General features: G+C 40.8%; 17 protein-coding genes. 12 read left to right on the top strand and 5 right to left on the bottom strand.

Translation table 11 applies throughout. From position 1 onward, the window contains the following. Positions 1–498: 498 nt before the first annotated feature. On the bottom strand, positions 499–1101 hold the full coding sequence (gene rpsD / locus L634_RS0117135; RefSeq protein WP_026583503.1) for a 30S ribosomal protein S4: 603 nt from the start codon (positions 1099–1101) through the stop codon (positions 499–501). Between the two features lie 701 nt (positions 1102–1802). Between rpsD and L634_RS0117130 the strand changes: the two genes are divergently transcribed. Together L634_RS0117130 and megL are read left to right on the top strand one after the other, a co-directional pair. Continuing rightward, positions 1803–3683, top strand: a complete 1881-nt coding sequence (locus tag L634_RS0117130; RefSeq protein WP_026583502.1) for a sensor domain-containing diguanylate cyclase — start codon at positions 1803–1805, stop codon at positions 3681–3683. A 277-nt stretch (positions 3684–3960) separates the two neighbouring features. Beyond that, the gene (megL, locus tag L634_RS0117125) at positions 3961–5148 is read left to right on the top strand and encodes a methionine gamma-lyase (protein ID WP_026583501.1); all 1188 of its coding nucleotides are present in this window, start codon (positions 3961–3963) and stop codon (positions 5146–5148) included. A 158-nt stretch (positions 5149–5306) separates the two neighbouring features. Here the strand turns inward: megL and L634_RS0117120 are convergent, their stop codons facing one another. Continuing rightward, entirely contained in the window at positions 5307–5786 is a 480-nt protein-coding gene (locus L634_RS0117120; RefSeq protein WP_026583500.1) for a GAF domain-containing protein, read from the bottom strand. A 177-nt stretch (positions 5787–5963) separates the two neighbouring features. Here L634_RS0117120 and refZ point away from each other — a divergent pair, with 177 nt between their 5' ends. Beyond that, the gene (gene refZ, locus L634_RS0117115) at positions 5964–6596 is read left to right on the top strand and encodes a forespore capture DNA-binding protein RefZ (RefSeq protein WP_026583499.1); all 633 of its coding nucleotides are present in this window, start codon (positions 5964–5966) and stop codon (positions 6594–6596) included. A 7-nt stretch (positions 6597–6603) separates the two neighbouring features. Here refZ and hisJ read toward each other — a convergent pair whose 3' ends face one another. Next, positions 6604–7404 (bottom strand): histidinol-phosphatase HisJ, encoded by an 801-nt coding sequence (hisJ, locus tag L634_RS0117110; RefSeq protein ID WP_026583498.1) that lies wholly within the window; start codon positions 7402–7404, stop codon positions 6604–6606. 373 nt (positions 7405–7777) lie between these two features. Between hisJ and ezrA the strand changes: the two genes are divergently transcribed. Then, the gene (gene ezrA, locus L634_RS0117105; RefSeq protein WP_026583497.1) at positions 7778–9466 is read left to right on the top strand and encodes a septation ring formation regulator EzrA; all 1689 of its coding nucleotides are present in this window, start codon (positions 7778–7780) and stop codon (positions 9464–9466) included. Between the two features lie 51 nt (positions 9467–9517). On the opposite strand, the gene brnQ is transcribed toward ezrA, so the two are convergent. Continuing rightward, positions 9518–10861, bottom strand: a complete 1344-nt coding sequence (gene brnQ, locus L634_RS0117100; protein ID WP_026583496.1) for a branched-chain amino acid transport system II carrier protein — start codon at positions 10859–10861, stop codon at positions 9518–9520. A 345-nt stretch (positions 10862–11206) separates the two neighbouring features. Between brnQ and L634_RS0117095 the strand changes: the two genes are divergently transcribed. The 6 genes from L634_RS0117095 to rarD all read left to right on the top strand — a co-directional run bounded on the left by L634_RS0117095 (position 11207) and on the right by rarD (position 18385). After that, positions 11207–12349 carry a cysteine desulfurase family protein gene (locus L634_RS0117095; RefSeq protein ID WP_026583495.1) on the top strand — a complete coding sequence of 381 codons (1143 nt, stop codon included), beginning with the start codon at positions 11207–11209 and terminating at the stop codon, positions 12347–12349. 2 nt (positions 12350–12351) lie between these two features. Further along, positions 12352–13557 (top strand): tRNA uracil 4-sulfurtransferase ThiI, encoded by a 1206-nt coding sequence (thiI, locus tag L634_RS0117090; protein ID WP_026583494.1) that lies wholly within the window; start codon positions 12352–12354, stop codon positions 13555–13557. A gap of 134 nt (positions 13558–13691) precedes the next feature. After that, complete coding sequence (locus L634_RS0117085; protein ID WP_026583493.1) at positions 13692–13895, top strand: alpha/beta-type small acid-soluble spore protein; 204 nt, start codon at positions 13692–13694, stop codon at positions 13893–13895. 175 nt (positions 13896–14070) lie between these two features. Further along, positions 14071–15660, top strand: a complete 1590-nt coding sequence (gene mbcS / locus L634_RS0117080) for an acyl-CoA synthetase MbcS (protein WP_026583492.1) — start codon at positions 14071–14073, stop codon at positions 15658–15660. Between the two features lie 91 nt (positions 15661–15751). Continuing rightward, positions 15752–17353 carry an amidohydrolase gene (locus tag L634_RS0117075; RefSeq protein WP_026583491.1) on the top strand — a complete coding sequence of 534 codons (1602 nt, stop codon included), beginning with the start codon at positions 15752–15754 and terminating at the stop codon, positions 17351–17353. A 99-nt stretch (positions 17354–17452) separates the two neighbouring features. Beyond that, the gene (gene rarD / locus L634_RS0117070) at positions 17453–18385 is read left to right on the top strand and encodes an EamA family transporter RarD (RefSeq protein WP_026583490.1); all 933 of its coding nucleotides are present in this window, start codon (positions 17453–17455) and stop codon (positions 18383–18385) included. Positions 18386–18552: 167 nt separating this feature from the next. On the opposite strand, the gene L634_RS0117065 is transcribed toward rarD, so the two are convergent. Further along, positions 18553–19353 (bottom strand): NAD kinase, encoded by an 801-nt coding sequence (locus tag L634_RS0117065; RefSeq protein ID WP_026583489.1) that lies wholly within the window; start codon positions 19351–19353, stop codon positions 18553–18555. Positions 19354–19739: 386 nt separating this feature from the next. Here L634_RS0117065 and sppA point away from each other — a divergent pair, with 386 nt between their 5' ends. Both sppA and L634_RS0117055 read left to right on the top strand, forming a co-directional pair. Beyond that, the gene (gene sppA, locus L634_RS0117060; protein WP_026583488.1) at positions 19740–20747 is read left to right on the top strand and encodes a signal peptide peptidase SppA; all 1008 of its coding nucleotides are present in this window, start codon (positions 19740–19742) and stop codon (positions 20745–20747) included. A 12-nt stretch (positions 20748–20759) separates the two neighbouring features. Next, a complete protein-coding gene (locus L634_RS0117055) occupies positions 20760–21326 on the top strand; it encodes an RDD family protein (protein WP_026583487.1) in 567 nt (188 codons plus the stop codon). Positions 21327–21329 lie beyond the last annotated feature (3 nt).

The raw sequence follows: 21329 nt of genomic DNA, 5'->3' as shown, positions 1-21329 counted from the left end.
GAAATATTTCTTAATTAAGTATTAATATAAAGCCCTCCGGTTAAAGGAGGGCTTTTGTGCTTATTCGCAGCTTTGCAGGGAATAATCCGGTTTCTGAACCCGCTTGATTAATGACGAAAAAATGCCCCGCAGATCAAAAAGGTAGTTAACCCGGCTGATTAACGACGAAAAAATGCCCCGTAGATCAAAAAGGTAGTTAACCCGGCTGATTAACGACGAAAAAATGTCCTGGAGATCAAAAAGGTAGTTAACCCGGCTGATTAACGACGAAAAAATGTCCTGGAGATCAAAAAGGTAGTTAACCCGGCTGATTAACGATGAAAAAATGTCCCGGAGATCAAAAATGGCAGTTATTCCGCGGATACCGATAATGTTTCCAACAATATAAAAGTCCGCTTAGGAATCCTATTCTGAAATTCAACATTTGAAAATCAGCTTCATCGATTCCCTTAACAAAACAAAAAAACTGCCGATGTATCGGCAGTTTTCAAGAAAATATTAACGAGAGTAGAATTCAACGATTAGAGATTCGTTGATTTCAGCTGGAAGTTCAGAACGCTCAGGCATACGAGTGAAAGTTCCTTCTAGCTTGTCTGCATCGAAAGATACGAAGTCAGGTACGAAGTTGTTCACTTCAATTGCTTCTTTAACGATGTCAAGGTTGCGAGATTTTTCGCGAAGTGTAATTGTTTGACCAGGTGCAACGCGGTATGATGGAATATCAACACGAGCTCCATCAACCATGATGTGGCCATGGTTAACAAGTTGGCGAGCCTGACGGCGAGTACGTGCAAGACCTAGACGGTATACAACGTTGTCAAGACGTGATTCTAAAAGAATCATGAAGTTTTCACCGTGCTTACCAGGCATTTTGCCGGCTTTATCAAATAAGTTACGGAATTGGCGCTCATTTACTCCGTACATATGACGAAGCTTTTGCTTTTCCTGCAATTGCAATCCGTATTCAGATAATTTTCTGCGTTGGTTTGGACCATGTTGTCCAGGAGCGTAAGGACGCTTTTCTAATTCTTTACCAGTACCGCTTAGAGAGATTCCAAGACGACGGGATAATTTCCAGCTTGGACCAGTATAACGAGCCATTTAAGACTCCTCCTTTTGTGTTTTTATTTTGGTAAAATAAAAACAGTAACAGATGTGCACAACAATCATGTCCATTTTGTTTTCATGTACCTTCGCCCTAGCAGCAGAGGGTTACACAGTACCCCATCCCCAGATTTTTAAGCCTGACAAACTAACTTCAAAGCCCTGGTTGAGGAACAAAATGAGTACATCAAGGTGCTCACATAGGCTGCAATATTTTACACAAAGAGTATTATATAATTTTCTAAGGATAAAAGTCAAGGTGTTTATGCTAATTTATTTCCGCTAAATTATACTGCTTGATCTCTGCAATTATAAAGGAAAAATGGGGGATAAGCTATTTTTTGCGTAAAATTATTAAACAGTTAAAGAGTACATTGGAAAGATATGATATAATAATGAAAAAATTGGAATAAATATAATGGGTTAATTTGAATAAAACATAGAAGATTCTGCAAGTGGACAAACCCTTCGCATGAAAAAAAATAACTATCAAGATTAAGCATTACAAGGCCTCGGGATATCTGCTCTTTATCTGATAATGCCACTTGTTGCTGTTTCATACTAAGAAGAAATTTGAAAATTGATTAAATTGAAACGAAATAGCCACAAGTTTGTCTAGAAACATTTGTTTGGTTCGCTATAATAGTCTTATTGATTTTAAAATCCTGGTGTGAAACAGTTGATAGGTGATGATGGAGATGGACTCGCTCGAACGCCAAATCATTTTTAAATTGAAAAGCCGCTTTTTTGATATCATCGACACTGAGAATAGGCTCTTTCATTATGAAAAACTGCTGAATGAGATGCTTTTGGCTATAAAAACTCTGACCGGTGCGGAGGAAGTAATATTATATGGCTGCAATGAGTGGAAACAGGAGTTTTTTATAGAAGATTCAACAAACCCCAGCTTTCAGCCAAATGATTTGCCTAAAGATATTTCCTGTATCGAGCTAAAAGCATGGGAAAGGGAAAACAGGGAAATTCGGAATACTTTGGGAGAAATGCAGAGGGAAAAACGGATGCTTCCGCTGATGAAGGATGAACAATTGCTTGGCTGCATATTCCTTAAAGGGGGATTTGACTCTTTCAATTCTCTGCCGCTAAATATTTTACAGGAGCTTAGCGAAGAATGCGGGAAATTTTTGGATAAAGCACACAGGCTTGCCAGGATTATTTCTGAAGAAAACCGCTATAAACAGCTATACCGGGTTACTGAGAAATTTCACTCCTCAATGGATATGGACATGGTGCTCGGTGAAATTATTTATACCTTGCAGGAAGTGTATCCTACTTTTACATATTATCTTCTATTATCCCAGGACAATAAAAACCACGGAGATTTGCCGATCAGGGACCTGGAGTATGACAGTGAAAATATTGCAGCTATGCAGGCTTATGTAACGGGTGCGGTTCAATTCGAGGATTCAGTCCAGGAAAAACGCTCTGTCCTATATGCTCCATTAAAAGGGAAACAGGGGGTTTATGGAGTTCTGCAGGTGATTGCTCCTAATACTTTAATGTTCCCTAAAAATGAAGTTGAATTTATCACCCTGCTTGCCAACACAGCGGGAAGTGCACTGGAAAATGCACAGCTGTATCAGCAATCAAAGCGGCTGATAGCAGATTTACAATTAATTAACGAGACATCCCACCGCCTGAATTCAAATTTGCGCCTGACAGAAATGATAATGTTTATGTCAGAGCAAATTATTCATTCTTTTGATGCGGAGGAAGCCGGTTTTATTTTATTATCTCCTGATGGCATTCACACTAGCATAATTGAGGGGAGTACGGATTTCTTCCATACTAAGGAGGCCTCTCCCTATATTCGCTATATACACGAAAAAATTACTAATGAACGTGAATCCTTGTTTATTGGAGATTTCAGTCTGCAAAACCAAGGGCCGATTTCTCATTTTAAATCCATTATGGCTGTGCCAATGATCCAGTCCGGAGCTTTGAAGGGGTTTGCATTGGTTATGCATCGGTCTCCCTACCATTTCTCTTTTGAAACATTCAAACTATTACAATCACTTATTCACCATTCAACCTTGGCTTTTACTAATTCTATGCTTAGGGAAGAGCTGGAGAAAATGGTTGTAACCGATCATTTAACAAAGCTCTACTCCCGCAGTTATCTGGACGATCGGATACATCAATCCATGAATGAAGACCATGAAGGCACATTTATACTGATTGATATTGATGATTTTAAAGCGATAAATGATACATACGGGCATCAGGTAGGCGATAATGTGATTATTCAGGTTGCTAATATAATTAATGGGGATTTACGCGGAACTGATATTGGTGCAAGGTGGGGCGGCGAGGAACTGGCTGTCTATCTCCCGGGCGTGTCACTGGAAGCAGGAACAGTCATTGCCCAGAGGCTTGTCAGTAAGGTGTTTGAAAATTCAAACCCTCAAGTAACTATTTCCTGTGGAGTTTCCTATTGGAGCAGAGGACGAAAGGATTCTTATCCGGATTTATTCAAAAGAGCAGATAGAGCGTTATATACGGCAAAGCAATCGGGAAAAAATAAGGTTGTTATTAAATCAGATGAAAATTCACTTATTTAAGAGCTGCCTTTTTGACAGGCAGTTCTTTTTTACAGACCAAGCTAAGATAGTTTTTTGGGCTGTTTTCGTAAAGTTTCTGGCTTTTCAATACTAGTTAAGTTTTACCATCTGAGTTGATTGTAGCGGAGGGCACTTGACTCCGCAAAAATGCATTCGGATTGAAAAGAGCCATTTTTTTTTAAACAAAATACTTTCAAAAAATAGGCAATTATCATATGCTGATAAAGAGATTCTTTACGGAAAAATGGAAGCGGTTACATCGAAAGGGAGAGTTAGAATGAACGGGAAAAAACCATTGAAAATTGAGACGCAGGTTATTCATGAAGGATATGAATCGGAGAAATTTGATGGAAGCCTTGCTCCGCCTATTTTCCAGACATCCACTTTTACATTTGGAACTTCACAGCAAGGGGAAAAGCGTTTTTCAGGTGAAGAGGAAGGATATATATATTCACGACTTGGCAATCCAACTGTTAAGATGCTCGAGGATCGAATGGCAGCCCTAGAAAAGGGAGAATCTGCCCTAGCATTTGGGTCCGGGATGGCTGCTGTATCTGCTGTGCTTTTTGCATTAACCAAAACAGGTGATCATATATTATGCTCTCAGGGTGTGTATGGATGTACGTTTGGGCTGTTGGAGATGATGGATGAAAAGTATAAAGTCAGCCACGATTTTTCAGCTATGGAGACAAAAGAACAGCTGCTAAAGCAAATAAAGCCTGAGACAGCCTGCATTTATGTGGAAACGCCAATTAACCCGACAATGAAGCTGGTGGACTTAAAGATGGTCGCAGAAGCAGGGAGAGAAAAAGGAATACCTGTAGTCGTTGATAATACGTTCTGCTCCCCTTATCTGCAAAATCCTATTGAAATGGGCTGCAGCATTGTTATTCACAGTGCAACAAAATATATAGGCGGACATGGGGATGTAGTGGCAGGAATTGTGGTGGGACCAAAAGATTTCTTGGATAAAGTATCAATGACTACCCAGAAAGATATTGGGGGCATCATTTCTCCGTTTGATGCCTGGCTCCTTCTCCGAGGATTAAAAACACTTGCTGTAAGGCTTGACCGCCACTGTGAGAATGCAGAAAAGCTTGCTGAATACTTATTACAGAATCCAAAAGTTGAAAAAATTTATTATCCGGGAGACAGCAAAAATCCGGAATACGAGATTGCCAAGAAACAAATGAGGAAAGCAGGCGGAATGATATCTTTCACTTTAAAGGGGGATAAAGAAACAGCTCAGGCATTTATGAACGAGCTGAAGCTGATTAAAATTGCCGTGAGCCTTGGAGATGCTGAAACGCTGATCCAGCACCCGGCAACCATGACTCATGCAGTTGTACCCAAGGAGTCACGTGAACAGATGGGAATTGAAGATACACTATTAAGGCTTTCTGTCGGACTTGAATCATGGGAAGATATCCGCGATGACTTGGCCCAGGCGCTAGATAAGATTTGAAACAGACCAAAAAAGGAGATGCCCAGTAAATGGGAGCATCTCCTTTTTGGTTATAGGACAAGAAAGTATAACTTTGAACTTCGATAACTGTCTAGCTCCAGCGCCTACCCCCTTGAGGCTTGTGCTTGTCGGGGGTGAACAAGGCGCTTGCGCTTTTCTTATAGGTAAGATACCAGTACTCTTGAAAACTCTTCCAAGTATTCCTGATCGAGCTCATCGAAACGGTTTTTTTCAGGTGAATCGATATCCAAAACACCTAATAGGTTTCCGTCTTTAATAAGCGGAACAACGATTTCAGACTGTGAAGCCGCATCACAGGCAATATGTCCGGGAAATTGATGAACATCTTCAACTCGAACTGTTTTCATTTGCCTGGCAGCAGTTCCACATACCCCTTTTCCAAGCGGAATTCTAACACAGGCCGGCAATCCCTGGAAAGGCCCAAGCACGAGCTCTCCTTCTTCCATTAAATAAAATCCAACCCAATTTGTACGGTCCAGGAATTGATTGAGCAGTGCAGATGCATTGCTAAGGTTGGCAATGCGGTTCTTTTCCCCCTCCAGCAATGCAGCAAGCTGCTTGAGGACCAATTTATAGTTTTCTTCACGGGTTCCTCGGTATAATTCGACATTAAACATCACTATTCACCTGACTCTCTTATAAATATATAAATTTCCTGGCAGAAACACAGGAAATACAGAAGACATTGTCGAGAACTTTTAAAAGGATAAGACGATTTTAGCAAGAATGTTTTAATATAACAACAAATCCGCGTATTATGGGTAATTTTAAAGAAAGAAAGCGAGGCGGGAAAAGTGAGGAAAAATTCTAAAGAGGCAATTGTTCTGGCTGCTATATCCTTATTTAATACAAAAGGTTTTTCCGGGACTTCAATTCGTGATATCGCCGGAAAAGCAAATACTAATCCGGCAAATATCGCCTATTATTTTGATAACAAGCATGGTTTGCTTGAATACTGCTTCACTGCTTTTTTTGAAGGATATATTCAGGAAATTGAAAGGGGATATTCATTGCTGGACCAGGGAGCAGCGATCAGCCTGAAGAAAATAGCGGAGAATATTATGACTTACCAATTCGACAACAGCCATTTGACAAGGCTCATTCTCCGCGAGGTTTCCATAGATTCACAAGTTGTCCGGGAAATTATGTCCACCTATTTGGCAAAGGAGAAATTTTATTTCAGCAAAGTTTTGGAGCGGGGCATAAAAACGAAAGAGTTTCGCTCCCATTCCGGAAATTATATGATTATCCAGCTAAAGGGATTATTGTCCATGCCATTTTTGAATACGCATTATATGGCAGAGGTACTGCATGTGTTTCCCCATGAAAAATACTTCGCTGAAAAATACACGAAGGAAATTTTTAATTGGATTGAAGGTGTCCTGTGCAATCATCATGCAAGAAAGGCATATGCCGCAGTACTATGACAGCAATCTACCACTGCAGGTATTTCATAACACTGCGGCCCTGCCCCATTTCCCTCACCTGATGTGCATCTGAGCCATAGATAAGCGGAATGCCCCTTTTGACGGCTTCTTCAGCTGCCCAATCAGGCGGGTAAGGTTCTTTGCAAAGGGGCTTGGAGAAACCTGCCCCATTATAGTCAAGCTCATAACCATGCATTTGTATGGCATCTAAAATTTGAAGTATTTCGTCCCTGAATTTACGCTCCACGGGATATTTTTTTTGGAATTTTTTAACCAGGGTAATATGGCCGATTCTCCTCGGTTTGAATGGCCCCAGGTCGGAACGTACTGATAAAAGGAGGGTGCGAAAGTAATTTTCATAGACCTTCACGAGAGAGCCGTACTGCTTAATCATTTTTCCAAAAACATCCGGGCTATAGTCCAGGCATTCGTACTGGCTATCATATTTTAAGAAGTGGACGGAAAGAATCGAATCATCCAAATAGTTTCCTGCATGATTCAAAAAGCTGCTGATTTCATGTTCGAATCCTTCAATATAATCCACCTCAAGCCCCGCATTGATTTTGATTTCTCCTTTATAGGCCGCTTTAACCCTGGAAATATCCTCAAAGTACTGTTCAAGATCTTCCTGCCTCATGGCGCTGTCAGAAGCTGGGGCAGGGTCAACAAAACCTTTCGGCAAGGGGGCATGCTCCGTAAAAGAAATTTCCTGGAAACCAAGTTCCAAAGCTCTTTCGACATAATCTTCCAAAGGGTCTTTTGTCCCATGCGGACAATAGTATGTATGGATGTGGCCGTCTTTTCGCATAAGGAATTTCACCTTTCTTTTATATTTAGGAAGGAAATAGGCAATATAAAGCGAATTGTTTGTAATTATGTAACTCGTATTGTTCAATAAAATGAGAAGGAAACTTTTAAATGGTCTTACTTGGTTTACGGAAAAAAGGTTTTCCTAAATAGTTTATATCACATTACCAGCATAATAAATTCATAAAAAATTGAAATAAATAGTCAAAAAATGTCGTTTACATGGTATCATAAAAACATTGAAAATAACACTCGAAATGCCGAAGCGCCTTTGTGTCCTCGAGGGGCATGCGCTGAAGCTGGACAGTTTCCAATTTTTAATTAAGACCTATACATATACATATCGGCTCGGGAACAGAACAGGGGGCTTTAACATGGAGTACATAATTGGAGGCATAGTCATCCTTATTTGCCTTTATCTGACGGGATATTTTTTGAAGAAAAAACATTATAAAGAGATTGACAGGCTTGAAACTTGGAAGATGGATATAACAGATCGCCCTGTTCTGGAGGAAATGTCAAGGGTTAAAAAGTTAAATATGACAGGCCAGACTGAGGAGCTTTTTGAACGCTGGAGAAATGAGTGGGACGAAATTGTTACAGTCCAGCTTCCTGATGTAGAAGAGTATCTATTTGATGCAGAGGAGAATATCGATAAATATCGCTTTAAGAAAGCCCAGGAAGTTCAGCAGAAAATTGAACAGCGTTTAAATGAAATTGAAGAGAACATTAAAAATCTTCTCGGAGAATTAAATGAACTTGTCGGGAGTGAAGAAAAAAACAAGGCGGAAATTGAAGAGCTTAAGGAAATGTATCGACAATGCAAGAAATCTTTGCTTGCTCATCGCCATACTTTCGGAAAAGCAGAATTCCTTCTTGAAAAGCAGCTTGATGAGGCTATGGAAAAGTTTGAAGAATTTGACGAGAAAACAGAAAAAGGCAATTATCTCGAAGCCCGTGAAACATTGCTTAAGATAAAGACGCTGCTTGAAGATGCCCAAAGCAAAATGGAAGCCATCCCCAGCTTAATGGTAGAATGCCAATCAAAAATTCCCTCCCAGCTTGAGGAATTAAAAGATGGCTACAGAGAAATGCTTGATCAGGGCTATATCCTGGAGCATTTGCAAATGGAAAAAGAAATTGAGAGGCTTGAACAGGAAGTAACTGAGTACTCAGATTCTCTGGAAAAAGCAGAAACCTCTGAAATTCAAAAAGGCGTAGAGGAAATTAAAGACAAAATTGAACTTCTATACGATTTATTAGAAAAAGAAGTCCATGCGAGGCACTATTTAAGCCAGCAGGATGAAGCAACCAGAACGATGCTTTATAATAATAAGGATATCAATAAACTGCTGAAGGCAGAGTTGCAGGATATCCGTCAAAGCTACCATGTTCCAGATATGGATCTTGAGGTTCAAGTGCAATTAGAAAAAAAGATAACCCAGCTCTTTAAAAAGTTTGAGGTGCTAGAGCATAAAATTACTAGCCATAGCGCCCCACATACAGTTTTGAAGGAAGAGCTTGCTGAAGTCAAGGAGCAGCTGGAAGAAATTTCAGATGAACAAGCTGTATTTGCTGAAAAGCTCCAGGCATTAAGAAAAGATGAACTGTCAGCGAGGGAAAAGGTAAAAGAATTAAGCAAAAAAGTTGCTGAAACGATGAGGCTTATTTCTAAAAACAATGTACCTGGCGTGTCCCAGGATTATAAGTATTTAATTCAGGATGCAAAAGAAAGCATCGATAATGTGGCAGCAAAGCTTGATGAGCGGCCATTAAATATACCGGCTGTCCAGCAGCATCTCGAAGTGGCAGTCCTTACTGTGGAAAAGGCTGCGGATTCAACAAATGACATGATTGAAACCATTCTTCTTGCTGAAAAAGTAATTCAATATGGAAATCGCTATAGAAGCAAATATCCATCCATAGACAAGGGCCTGAAAGAAGCAGAGTCTTCATTTAGAAGCTATGATTATAAAACGGCACTGGAGCAGGCTGCTGCTTCCATAGAAGAGGTTGAGCCAGGGGCCATAAAGAAAATTGAAGAGATTATGAAGGAGCAATAAAAACCGGATCCAATTTGGATCCGGTTTTTTGTTAATCTAAGCTGCCATCATTTATTCATGTACAGGAATCGGTTTCTTGGATTCACCAAATGCCAGTGCAAGGAAATATCCAATTATGGCTCCAGCTATAGCAGGAACTAGCCATCCTATTCCCTGTGCAAAGAAAGGAAGGAACTGAAGAGAGTCCACAATGGCAGAAACGTCCATGCCTGCTGTATTTAATCCGTCAATAAAGCTGATTACGCCTGTTGGAATTAAAGCGCCTATATATACTAAAGAGTATCCATTAAATGCATTATGCATGAAGGATAACAGAATTAGCACGATTGCCAAAGGATAAATCATTATTAAAATGGGCAATGAAATTTGTATTAACTGTGTTAATCCGATATTTGCCACAACCATGCTGAACAGAGAGAGGATCGCGACAATAATTTTATAAGAAACGCTTGGGATAAGCTTAGAGAAATACTGTGCAGTAGCTGATACAAGGCCAACCGAAGTTGTCAGGCAGGCAACTGTAATGGCCAGCGCAAGTATAGCTGCTCCGGCAGAACCATACAAATATTGTGCAGAACCAGAAAGTATAGCGCCTCCGTTATCCATTTTTCCTAATGCCTCCAGGCTGGATGCACCTATATATGCAAGGGATAGATAAACGACTGCAAGGCCTGATGCAGCAATCAATCCAGCTGTAGTGCATATTTTCATAAGAGACTGTTTGTTTGTGATGCCCATCCCTTTAATCGAACCAATCACAACGATTCCAAATACAAGGGCTGCAATCGTATCCATTGTCAAATATCCTTCAATAAACCCTTTGAAAAATGGGCCGTCCGCATATGCTCCCTCGGGAGCTTTAAGATCGCCAAGCGGTGTGATTAGGCTTTTTATCACAAGAACTGCAAGAATGATAAGCAGTACAGGAGTGAAAACCTTTCCAATTCTGTCCACTAATTTGGAAGGATTCAGTGAAAGCCATGCGGTAATGCCAAAAAAGATTACCGTATACAGCAGCAAAGGCACCCCACCTTTGGAAGCGGTTTCAGGCAAGAACGGAATAACCCCTATCTCATAAGCTACCGTCCCAGTACGTGGAATTCCAAAAAAGGGTCCTATAGCCAAATACATAACGATCGTAAAAATGATTCCATAGACCGGATGAACCCGGCTTGCAATGGTCTGCAAGTCACCATTTTTTGCAATTGCAATTATTCCCAAGAGCGGTAATCCAACACCTGTAATTAAAAAGCCAAAAATAGCCGTCCATACGTTTACTCCAGCTTCCTGTCCAAGAAAAGGAGGGAAGATCATGTTTCCTGCTCCAAAGAAAAGAGCAAATAACATAAGCCCAACCGCCAGAATCTGCTTCGATGTTAGTGTTTTATTTTCCATATATATCCTCCTGAAGATAGTTCCATTTCTTAATGTTTAGAACATTTCTCATATTAGCATAGGTAGTGAAAAAATTGTCGAAGAAAAAAGAAGTCTTAATATTTAGTATTTTGTGATAGCGTTTACATGAAATCGGGTTTAGTTTAAATATAACAATTATAAGCCTTCCACATAGAAAAAAGTTCATTCATTTACTAAAAAAGACCAAACTTGAATAATTTAATAAAGTGCCACCTCTTATTATCAATTCATTATGCGATTAAAGTCATTAACGTTTTCATTCCAAGCAGGTTATGGTAAGATTTACAGTTGGCAAAAGGGTTTTCGGAATGAAAGGAGAAGACCATGATTTATTTTGATAATAGTGCAACTACAAAACCATATAAAGAAGTGCTTGACTCATTTATAAAAGTTTCTTCGGATTACTACGGAAATCCCTCTTCGCTTCATGGCCTTGGTGGACAGGCAGAAAGACTATTGATGCAGGCCAGGGAACAGCTGGCCCAATTAATGAATGTGAAGCATAGCGAGATCTATTTTACCTCCGGAGGGACGGAGAGCAACAATTTGGCAATAAAGGGTACGGCTATAATGCATCGAAACAGAGGGCGCCATATAATAACGACAAGAATAGAACATGCTTCAGTTCGGGAAACCATGGAGCAGCTGCAGGAATTGGGATTCAGCATTACAATGATCCCGCCAGATAGCAGAGGAATCATTAGTGCAAGGGATATCGAGAAGGCAATAACCCCTGAAACCATTTTAGTTTCAGTTATGCATGTTAATAACGAAATAGGTTCTATCCAGCCTATTAAAGAAATAGGGGATATGCTGAAAAATCATTCGAAAATCTTGTTCCATGTGGACAACGTTCAGGGGATCGGCAAAGTTCCTCTTGATCTCCATGATGCCCATGTAGATATGTGCACGATATCAGCCCATAAATTTCATGGCTTAAAAGGGAATGGGGCCCTCTTCATTCGTGATGGTGTCCGTTTATCACCTTTATTTTCCGGCGGCAATCAGGAATGGAGACAGAGAAGCGGGACGGAGAATGTCGCAGGGATTGTTGCAATGGCAAAGGCGTTAAGGCTTACGATGATTCAGAAGGAGAAATACCTTAAACGGCTTTTTGCAATAAAAAAATATCTTATGGAAGAGCTCGGGAAATTGGAGGATATTATTGTCCATACACCTGAAAAACATTCTGCTCCACATATTCTAAATTTCTCTATTAAGGGGTTTAAAGCAGAGGTTTTTGTCCACGCTCTTGAAGAGAAGGATATTTATGTTTCTACAACAAGTGCCTGTTCATCGAAGAAAGCGGCTGCAAGCAGCACTCTAATTGCAATGGGTATACCTGAAAAAGAGGCAAAAAGTGCGATTAGGGTCAGCTTAACGTATGAAAATACACTAGAAGAAGCCGCGGCTTTCATGACTGCAGTGAACGGGACTGTTAAACAGCTAAGAGAGGTAATGAAATAATGATAAATTATGATCGCGTACTTATACGATATGGGGAAATCTCAACCAAGGGAAGGAACCGCAATAAGTTTGTAGATAAACTGAAGAAAAGCATCTTAAATGTGCTCTATGACTTTTCTGAAATCAAAATTGAGGCATCCAGGGACCGCATGTATGTCATCTTGAATGGGGCAGATAGCAGAGAGGTTACGGAAAGGCTCAAGGGTGTTTTTGGAATTCAATCTTTCAGCCCTGCTGTTAAGACCAATAAAGATATGGACGAAATGAAGGCTGCTGCGCTGTCTTTATTTCTGCAAAATTACAAAGAAGGAAAAACATTTAAAATTACAACCAAGAGGGCAGATAAAAGCTTTCCTTTAAGCACTGATGAGCTTAATCATGAATTTGGCGGACATTTGCTTAAGAATGTACCTGGTTTGAAGGTTAACGTAAAAAAGCCTGACATAAATGTCCAGATTGAAATTCGGGAAGAAGCAGCCTATTTATCATGTGAAACAATTCAAGGCGCAGGCGGCCTTCCGGCTGGATCAGGCGGAAAAGCGATGCTGATGCTTTCTGGAGGAATTGATAGTCCGGTTGCGGGGTATTTATCCATGAAACGGGGGCTTGAAGTGGAAGCTGTGCATTTTTTCAGCCCGCCTTTTACAAGTGAGCGTGCAAAGCAGAAAGTTATTGATCTCACAGAAAAATTGGCAGCTATTACAGGTGCAGTTACACTTCATATTGTTCCGTTTACAGAAATTCAGCAGCTGATCCAGCAGCAGGTTCCCCAAAACTATACGATGACAGCAACAAGGCGTCTAATGCTGCGGATTACGGACGAAATTCGCAGAAAGAATGATGGGCTTGCTATTATTACCGGGGAAAGCCTTGGCCAAGTAGCCAGCCAGACACTTGAGAGCATGTATGCCATTAATGACGTGACAAACACGCCTATTCTTCGCCCCCTAATTACAATGGATAAATCTGAAATCATCGAGATTGCCCAGAGAATTGACACACATGATATTTCCATCAGGCCATTTGAAGACTGCTGCACCGTATTTGTTCCAGCATCACCAAAGACAAAGCCGAAACGTGACAAAGTCCGCCATTTTGAAAGCTTTGTTGATTTTGAACCTCATATCGCTAAAGCAGTTGAAGGTACCGAGAAAATGGTTATTAAGCCACAATCCCGCAAAGAAGAGTCTTTTGAAGATTTGTTTTAATTTCTTGGAATGCTTAAAATTTAAGCGGCAATAACTAGATAAATTACAATAAAAATTGAAAGAAATTACCAGTAAAAACTTGAATATGGCCATGTGATTCTACACATTCTATACTCACAAGGAGGTGAAATCACATGGCAAACAACAACAACTCAAACCAACTTCTAGTTCCTGGAGTACAACAGGCTCTAGACCAAATGAAATATGAAATCGCTACTGAATTTGGTGTAAACCTTGGTGCTGAAACTACTTCTCGCGCTAACGGTTCAGTAGGAGGAGAAATCACTAAGCGTTTAGTTCAAATGGCTGAACAGCAAATGGGCGGTTTCCAAAAATAATTAAATAATATGGCTACAAGGAGCAGGAATCCCATTCCTGCTCCTTATTTGTGTACAATAATTATTTTCCAAAAGATAAATAATTTAAAATTTTATAATAATTTAGTATAATAATTTTTATAGAGAGACATCTATGTTCAGGCATCAGCAAATGACATTGTTAGGGGGAGATTTGATGAAACGGGAAGATTTAATTGCACCGGAGAAATACAATCTCGTATCAGAAATGGAGCGGTATGCCAAGGATAAGGACAAGCTTGCAATCAAGTGGGAAAATGAGCATGGTGAGAAAAAAGAAGTTACATACAGTGAACTGATCAGTAATGCGAATAGAATTGGAAACGTTTTCTTGGGGAACGGTCTGCAAAAGGGTGATGTTATTCTAATTATTGTTCCAAGGCTAATTGAAGCATATCAGGTATATACGGCTTCTTTAAAAGCCGGGATTGTCGTCATACCAAGTTCGGAAATGCTGCGGACTAAAGATCTGCAATACCGAATTAATCATGGGGATGTAAAGGGTATTGTAAGTTATTATCCGTATGTTGACCAATTTAAAGATATTAAGGAAGCATCCGGCATTCCAAAGTTTGTAATCGGCAGAAAGGCGGAAGGCTGGATTCATCTGGACGAGGAAATGAAGAAGGCTTCTGATGAGCTGCCGCTGGCTGATACTTCAAAAGACGATATGGCGTTCCTTTCATATACATCTGGAACAACAGGAAACCCTAAAGGGGTTGTTCATACACACGGATGGGCATATGCGCATCTTAAGACGGCTGCTCCAAACTGGCTTTGCATTAATGAAGGAGATACAGTATGGGCAACTGCTGGCCCGGGCTGGCAAAAGTGGATTTGGAGTCCGTTCCTATCTGTTCTAGGGTCAGGAGCAACAGGGCTTGTCTACAATGGTAAGTTCGAGCCGAAAAAATATTTACAGCTTCTGGAGGACTATAAGGTAAATGTCCTTTGCTGCACGCCAACAGAGTACAGGCTTATGGCAAAGGTGGAGAATATACAGGAATATAGGCTTCCTGAACTTCACAGTGCTGTTTCAGCCGGTGAGCCGCTTAACCGTGAAGTCATTGATACGTTCAAGAAGCATTTTAATGTGAATGTGCGTGATGGCTATGGACAAACAGAAAATACCCTGCTTGTCGGAATCACAAAAGATATGGAGCTTAAAGCAGGCTCAATGGGCAAACCGACTCCTGGGAACAGGGTTGAAATCATCAATGAAGATGGAGAAATTTGTGAAGTAGGCGAAGTTGGAGATATCGCTGTTCATGTAGAAACTCCTGCGTTATTTAAGAACTATTATAAGGATCCGGAAAGAACGGCTATGCAATTCCGCGGCGATTACTATATTACCGGAGATAAAGCCAAAAAAGACGAAGACGGATATTTTTGGTTTGAAGGGCGCGGCGATGATATTATTATCAGTTCAGGCTATACAATTGGGCCATTTGAAGTTGAAGATGCACTTGTAAAGCATCCTTATGTGGCTGAATGTGCAGTTGTAGGAAGCCCGGATGAAGTTCGTGGCAATATTGTCAAAGCCTTTGTTGTTTTAAGGGAAGGCGTAGACAAAAATGATCCAAGCCTGGTGTCTGTGCTTCAAGAGCATGTGAAAGAACTGACAGCGCCATATAAATATCCGCGCAAGATTGAATTTCTCTCTGAACTTCCTAAAACTACATCAGGAAAAATAATGCGTGTGGAATTAAGAAAGAAAGAGGCAGAAACAGCTTCAGCTCAAAAGTAAATAGCTTCAAAAATACAGGCGGGAATTCCGCCTGTATTTTTGTTATACTATGTGAAAATGAATTTTTTGGATGGCAAAGGAGAAAAGATTTATGGGAACGCTTTGGCATGGGGGCACTATTTATACCCTTCAGCATGATAATCATCAGACAGAAGCCGTCTTTACAATGGGGAATAAAATTATTGAAATAGGCGGCACTGAGTTCTTAAGGCAAAAGTATAAAGAGGAAATACAAGAAGAAATCGATTTGAAGGGCAGTACAATGCTTCCGGGCTTTGTGGATAGCCATATGCATTTGATTGGCCATGGAGAAAGGCTTATTCGGCTAGACTTATCAAAGCATACATCCAAGCAGGAAGTTCTTTTGGCGGTCCAGCGTTTTTCAGAAACAATTGAGGAAGGGGACTGGGTAATTGGTGAAGGCTGGAATGAGAATCTATGGGATCACCCTGAACCAATATATGCACAGGAGCTTGATAAATATGTGCCAAACCACCCTGTTATGCTTAAGCGAGTGTGCAGACATGCATTAGCAGTCAACACGCTTGGTTTGAAAAAAGCCAATATATCAGAAGATACAGAGTGCCCCCCTGGCGGAGTTATAGATAGAGATGTAGATGGAAAACCAAATGGCCTATTAAAGGATCAGGCCCAGGAGCTTTTGTTTAATGTGCTGCCTGCTGTTTCAGAAACCTATTTAAAGAAGGCACTTCGCGCAGCCATAACAGATGCGTATAGGCTGGGACTGACAGGAGGGCATACAGAAGACCTCAATTATTACGGAGGCTTCGCCCAAACTTACCAGGCATTCAAGCAGGTAATAGAGGAAGAGAATATGCCGTTCCGTGCTCATCTTCTCGTTCATCATGAGGTTGTGGAAGACATGGCTGAGGAAGGCGGAAGATTTCTGGGAGGCAGCGAGCATATTGAGTTTGGAGCTATGAAGATTTTTGCCGACGGAGCACTTGGGGGAAGAACAGCCCTTTTAAGCCATCCATATGCAGACGACCCAAAGACCTCGGGTGTTGCTATATACTCACAGGAACAGCTTGATGGTTTAGTGGAAAAAGCTCGCCGGCATAAAATGCCGGCTGCAATCCATACGATTGGAGATCTTGCTTTTGAAATGGCTTTAAATGCGATAGAAAAGCATCCTTTAGAAGGCAAGGGAAGGGACAGGATGATCCATGCGCAAATTCTGCGCAAGGAACTCATTGACAGAGCAAAAAAACTGCCGCTTATCCTTGATATCCAGCCTAGATTTACAGCTTCCGATTTTCCTTGGGTGATTGACCGCATTGGCGAAGAGTACATGGAGTATTGCTATGCTTGGAAGACTCTTTTAGAAGAAGGGGTACCTTGTGCAGGCGGCTCAGATGCCCCAATAGAACCGGCCAATCCGCTTCTTGGCATTCATGCAGCAGTCACAAGGACCAATATCGATGACCCGCATAAAACAGTCTATTACCCAAGCGAGGCGCTATCTGTTTATGAAGCAGTCAGCTTATTCACCAAAGGAAGCGCTTATGCGGCATCCCATGAAAATAACAGGGGAATCATCAAGGAGGGTTATCTTGCAGATTTCACCATTTTAAAAGAAGATATTTTCAAAATACCAAAGCAGCAGATAGCCGGCCTCACAGTGGACAAAACAGTCATTGACGGCAAAATTGTTTATGATGCAGATCATTAAGTGCATAGCACAGTTTTTAGAGAGAAAATGATTGCCAACATTTTTCAGTTCGACTTATAATATAAATATTTCGATACTAGAAGAATCGAGGCAATGACAATGAAAAATAATGAAGTGCAAATGGGAGCTCTTTATGCAGGTGTTGCTTATTTTCTATGGGGAATCCTGCCTGTTTACTGGAAGTATTTGAATCATGTTAATGCGGATGAAATCTTGGCGAACCGGGTTTTCTGGTCTTTTTTCTTTATGCTGTTTATTTTGCTGGCCACAAAAAAGCGGGAATCTTTTGTGGTGACTTTAAAAGGATTCCGGACCAATAGAAAGCAGTTTTATGCCCTTGTTATTGCATCCCTGCTAATTAGCACAAACTGGTTTTTATACATTTGGGCGGTTAATTCGGATCAAATGATCGAGGCCAGCCTCGGTTATTATATAAACCCGCTTGTAAGTGTTCTGCTGGGCATGATTGTTTTTAAAGAAAAACTTTCTCCTGCTCAATATATATCCTTTGGGCTGGCATTTGCAGGTGTCATGATTTTAACCTTAAGCTATGGACGCTTTCCGTGGATTGCCATTGTTCTGGCCCTGTCGTTTGGCCTTTACGGGCTAGCCAAAAAGCTCATTAAAGTGGATTCGGCTATTGGCCTAACGCTGGAGACTCTTGTAGTAACTCCAATCGCATTTATTTATATGGCTGCACTTTTCATAAATGACAAACAGGCTTTCCTGCATGTTTCCGCAAGCACCGACTTGCTTCTCATAGGGGCTGGCGCAGCAACGGCCATACCGCTGCTGTATTTTGCTAAAGGAGCCCAAAAGATACCATTGTCCATGCTAGGGTTTTTGCAGTATATTGCACCGACATTGACACTAATTCTCGGAGTGTTTGTCTATCACGAGCATTTTACAAAGCTGCACCTGCTTTCTTTTATGTTTATATGGGTGGCGTTAACGATCTACTCCATTTCAAGGACAAGGCTTTTTGTCCATTGGGAAACTAAATGGAAAAGAGGCCGGGGGATCGGTATATAGAAGAAGAGTTTCGCAGCAGCTGCGAAACTCTTTTTTATAGGCTCCGTTAAATTTGCCTGCAGATTTCCGGTTTGGATGCCCGCTTTTTCGCGATTTGCCGGGGCCACCCAGCAGTTGATGTACCTTAGTTAGCCCTGTAAATCAACAAACGTTACGAAAACAGCGTTTTATAAAAAGGTTCTTCTTACTTTCTCCCAGAAAGAATTGTCCTTCAGCTTTACCGTTTTAATGATTTTGTCACTAAGCTTAATATCAATTTTTTCTACATGCTGAATGCTTAGTGCTTCATTATCCATCCCCATGGTAGGGTGGTCATTTCCATCCTGTACAATCTTTAATGTTAATTTGCGGTTTCCGCTCAGGATAAATGATGAGCCCAGCGTACGATAACGGTTGTTATTGAGAGAGGCCAATTCACTAACCTGCATGCAAGGAAGCATTGGGTCAACAACAGATCCATTAACAGATTTATTATAGGCAGTGCTTCCGGTTGGAGTGGCCACTATCATTCCGTCTCCCCTAAAGGTTTCAAAATGAAGATCATCAATAAAGACATCAATGACAAAGGTTTTGATTATGGCAGAGCGGATGCTGAACTCGTTCAAGCACTGAAAAGAGGTCTGGTCATCAACTGTTACTTCAATAGTTGGATAGCGCCTAACTTCGACTTGTTCATTTGTCATTGCTTCTACCATTTTTGCGGTGTCATCCAGCTGGAAATCACAGTAGAGGCTCAAGGAACCTGTTGTTGAGATTCCGGCATATAAGCAATCATCCCTGAAGCCGGTTTTGCGGACTGCCTGCAAAAAGGTTCCATCCCCTCCAATGCTTACAATGATATTTGCTTGCCTGTGGTCGGTTACGATATCAAATTTATGTTCTTTGGCAAGATTGTAAAGAGGGCTGACTTTTTCCATCATTTCGTTGTCTCGTTTATGGTAAAAATAAATGTTGCGGCGTGTTGGCATATTCATTCCTCCAAACAATAGGTATTAATAAAGTGAAACTTCAATCAGTGGGGGTTTTTTTCCATCCCCCACTGATTGTTAGTTGAACCAATCGGGCTTTTACGGGCAGTTGATCCCCCACTTATCTTTTATTGTTCTCTCAAAGTCTTGAAGTGGGGGTCTTACTGCCCGTTAATGCGGGATAAATGGATTTTCTTTCCCATATAATTCATATTTTGCTATGATTATGGATGTTGAATTCAGTTTACCTTTTTTTGAAACATTTTAAAAGTTTATACGTATGAAGAATATGTGACGGATTTGGCTTCAGGGGTAAAAACCTCAGAAGCAGATGTGAGCCAACTGTTGGAGGACTTTTCTGAACGTCGATTAAAGGAGGATTTGAAATGAATGGAAAACGTTGGGCTGCACTGGGGATAGCAGCTGGTTTATTTGTATTTTCGGTTGTGCTGAATTTTGTCTCGGCATTTGCTTTTACGGATATTGAAAGTTCTGTTACCGATTTATTTGCCAGCAATGAGGCGTTTATGGAAGAAGTGATTGAAGAAGGGAATGCTGCAAAGAAAATAGCAGTTCTTGATGTTAACGGGGTCATTCAGGATACCGGTGACGCAGCATCTTTCTTTGCAAGTCCGGGCTATAATCACAAAGGGTTTATGAAAAATCTCGATTATGTAAAAGAAGATAATGCGGTAAAAGCTATTGTAATAAGTGTTAACTCTCCAGGCGGGGGTGTGGTAGAAAGCGCGGAAATTCATGATAAGATTGTTGAAATCCAGAAAGAAACAAAGAAACCGATCTACATATCAATGGGATCCATGGCTGCTTCCGGGGGCTATTATATTTCTGCCCCTGCTGATAAAATCTTTGCCAGCCCTGAAACATTGACTGGTTCACTTGGTGTCATTATGCAAGGATATAACTATGCTGGCTTGGCTGAAAAGTATGGAGTTGAGTTTGTTACAATCAAGAGCGGCCCTTATAAAGATATCATGAGCCCAACAAGGGACATGACTGATGAAGAAAGACACATTCTTCAATCCATGATCGACAATTCGTATGAGGGGTTTGTTAAAGTGATTTCTGAGGGACGAGGATTACCTGAGCAAAAGGTTAAAGAAATTGCGGATGGCCGCATCTATGACGGGCGCCAGGCAAAAGAATTAAACCTTATCGATGGTTTTGGATATGAAAATGACGTAATTGATCAATTAAAGAAAGATCATAGCTTAAAGGATGCACAGGTTGTAAAATATAGTGAAAACCTTGGATTTGGTTCCATGTTCAGCATGGGTGCGCGCAAGATCATGGGTGAAGATCTTGAAATGGCAGGATTAATGAAAATGCTGTCCCAGCCAAATTCACCGCGCTTAATGTATCTTTATGCTGAATAGGGGGGCGGTTAAATGACTTTAAATGACCGGAATGAAAATGAGTTGTTACAGCCTGAATCAATGTCTAATAATGAGAAAGGAGATATATCTTCGGTTCAAGCCTCTGAAACTTCCTTTGACAAGGTCCAAGGAAGTTATGGCTCGGAACTTAAAGCTTCGGTCCACATCAAATATGCGGGATTCTGGATGCGATTTTGGGCGTATCTTATTGATTTAGTTGTTGTTGGCAGCATTGATAGAATCTTGATTAATCCGATCTTCCGGGCTATGGATATCCCATTGCATGAAAGCAGCTTATTTGCGCCGATTACGATCGCAACTGCCATAACTTTTTACGGTTATTTTGTATTAATGACAAAATTCTTTGGCCAGACACTCGGTAAGATGGTTTTTGGCTTGAAGGTGATTGACCTGGAAGGACAAAAACTGACTTGGAGCACAGTTCTATTCCGTGAATGGATCGGCCGGTTCATTTCAGTGACTGTTTTTATAGGCTATTTAATAGTGGCCTTCCTTCCGAAAAAGCAAGGTCTTCATGATCTTTTTGCTGATACTTCCGTTGTCCATGAAAGAATATAGCCA

It is taken from the genome of Bacillus sp. J33 (assembly GCF_000518885.1).
Taxonomy (GTDB): domain Bacteria; phylum Bacillota; class Bacilli; order Bacillales; family Cytobacillaceae; genus Cytobacillus.
Note: the sequence above shows the minus strand (reverse complement) of the source record. Positions and strands in the feature narration are given on the sequence as shown.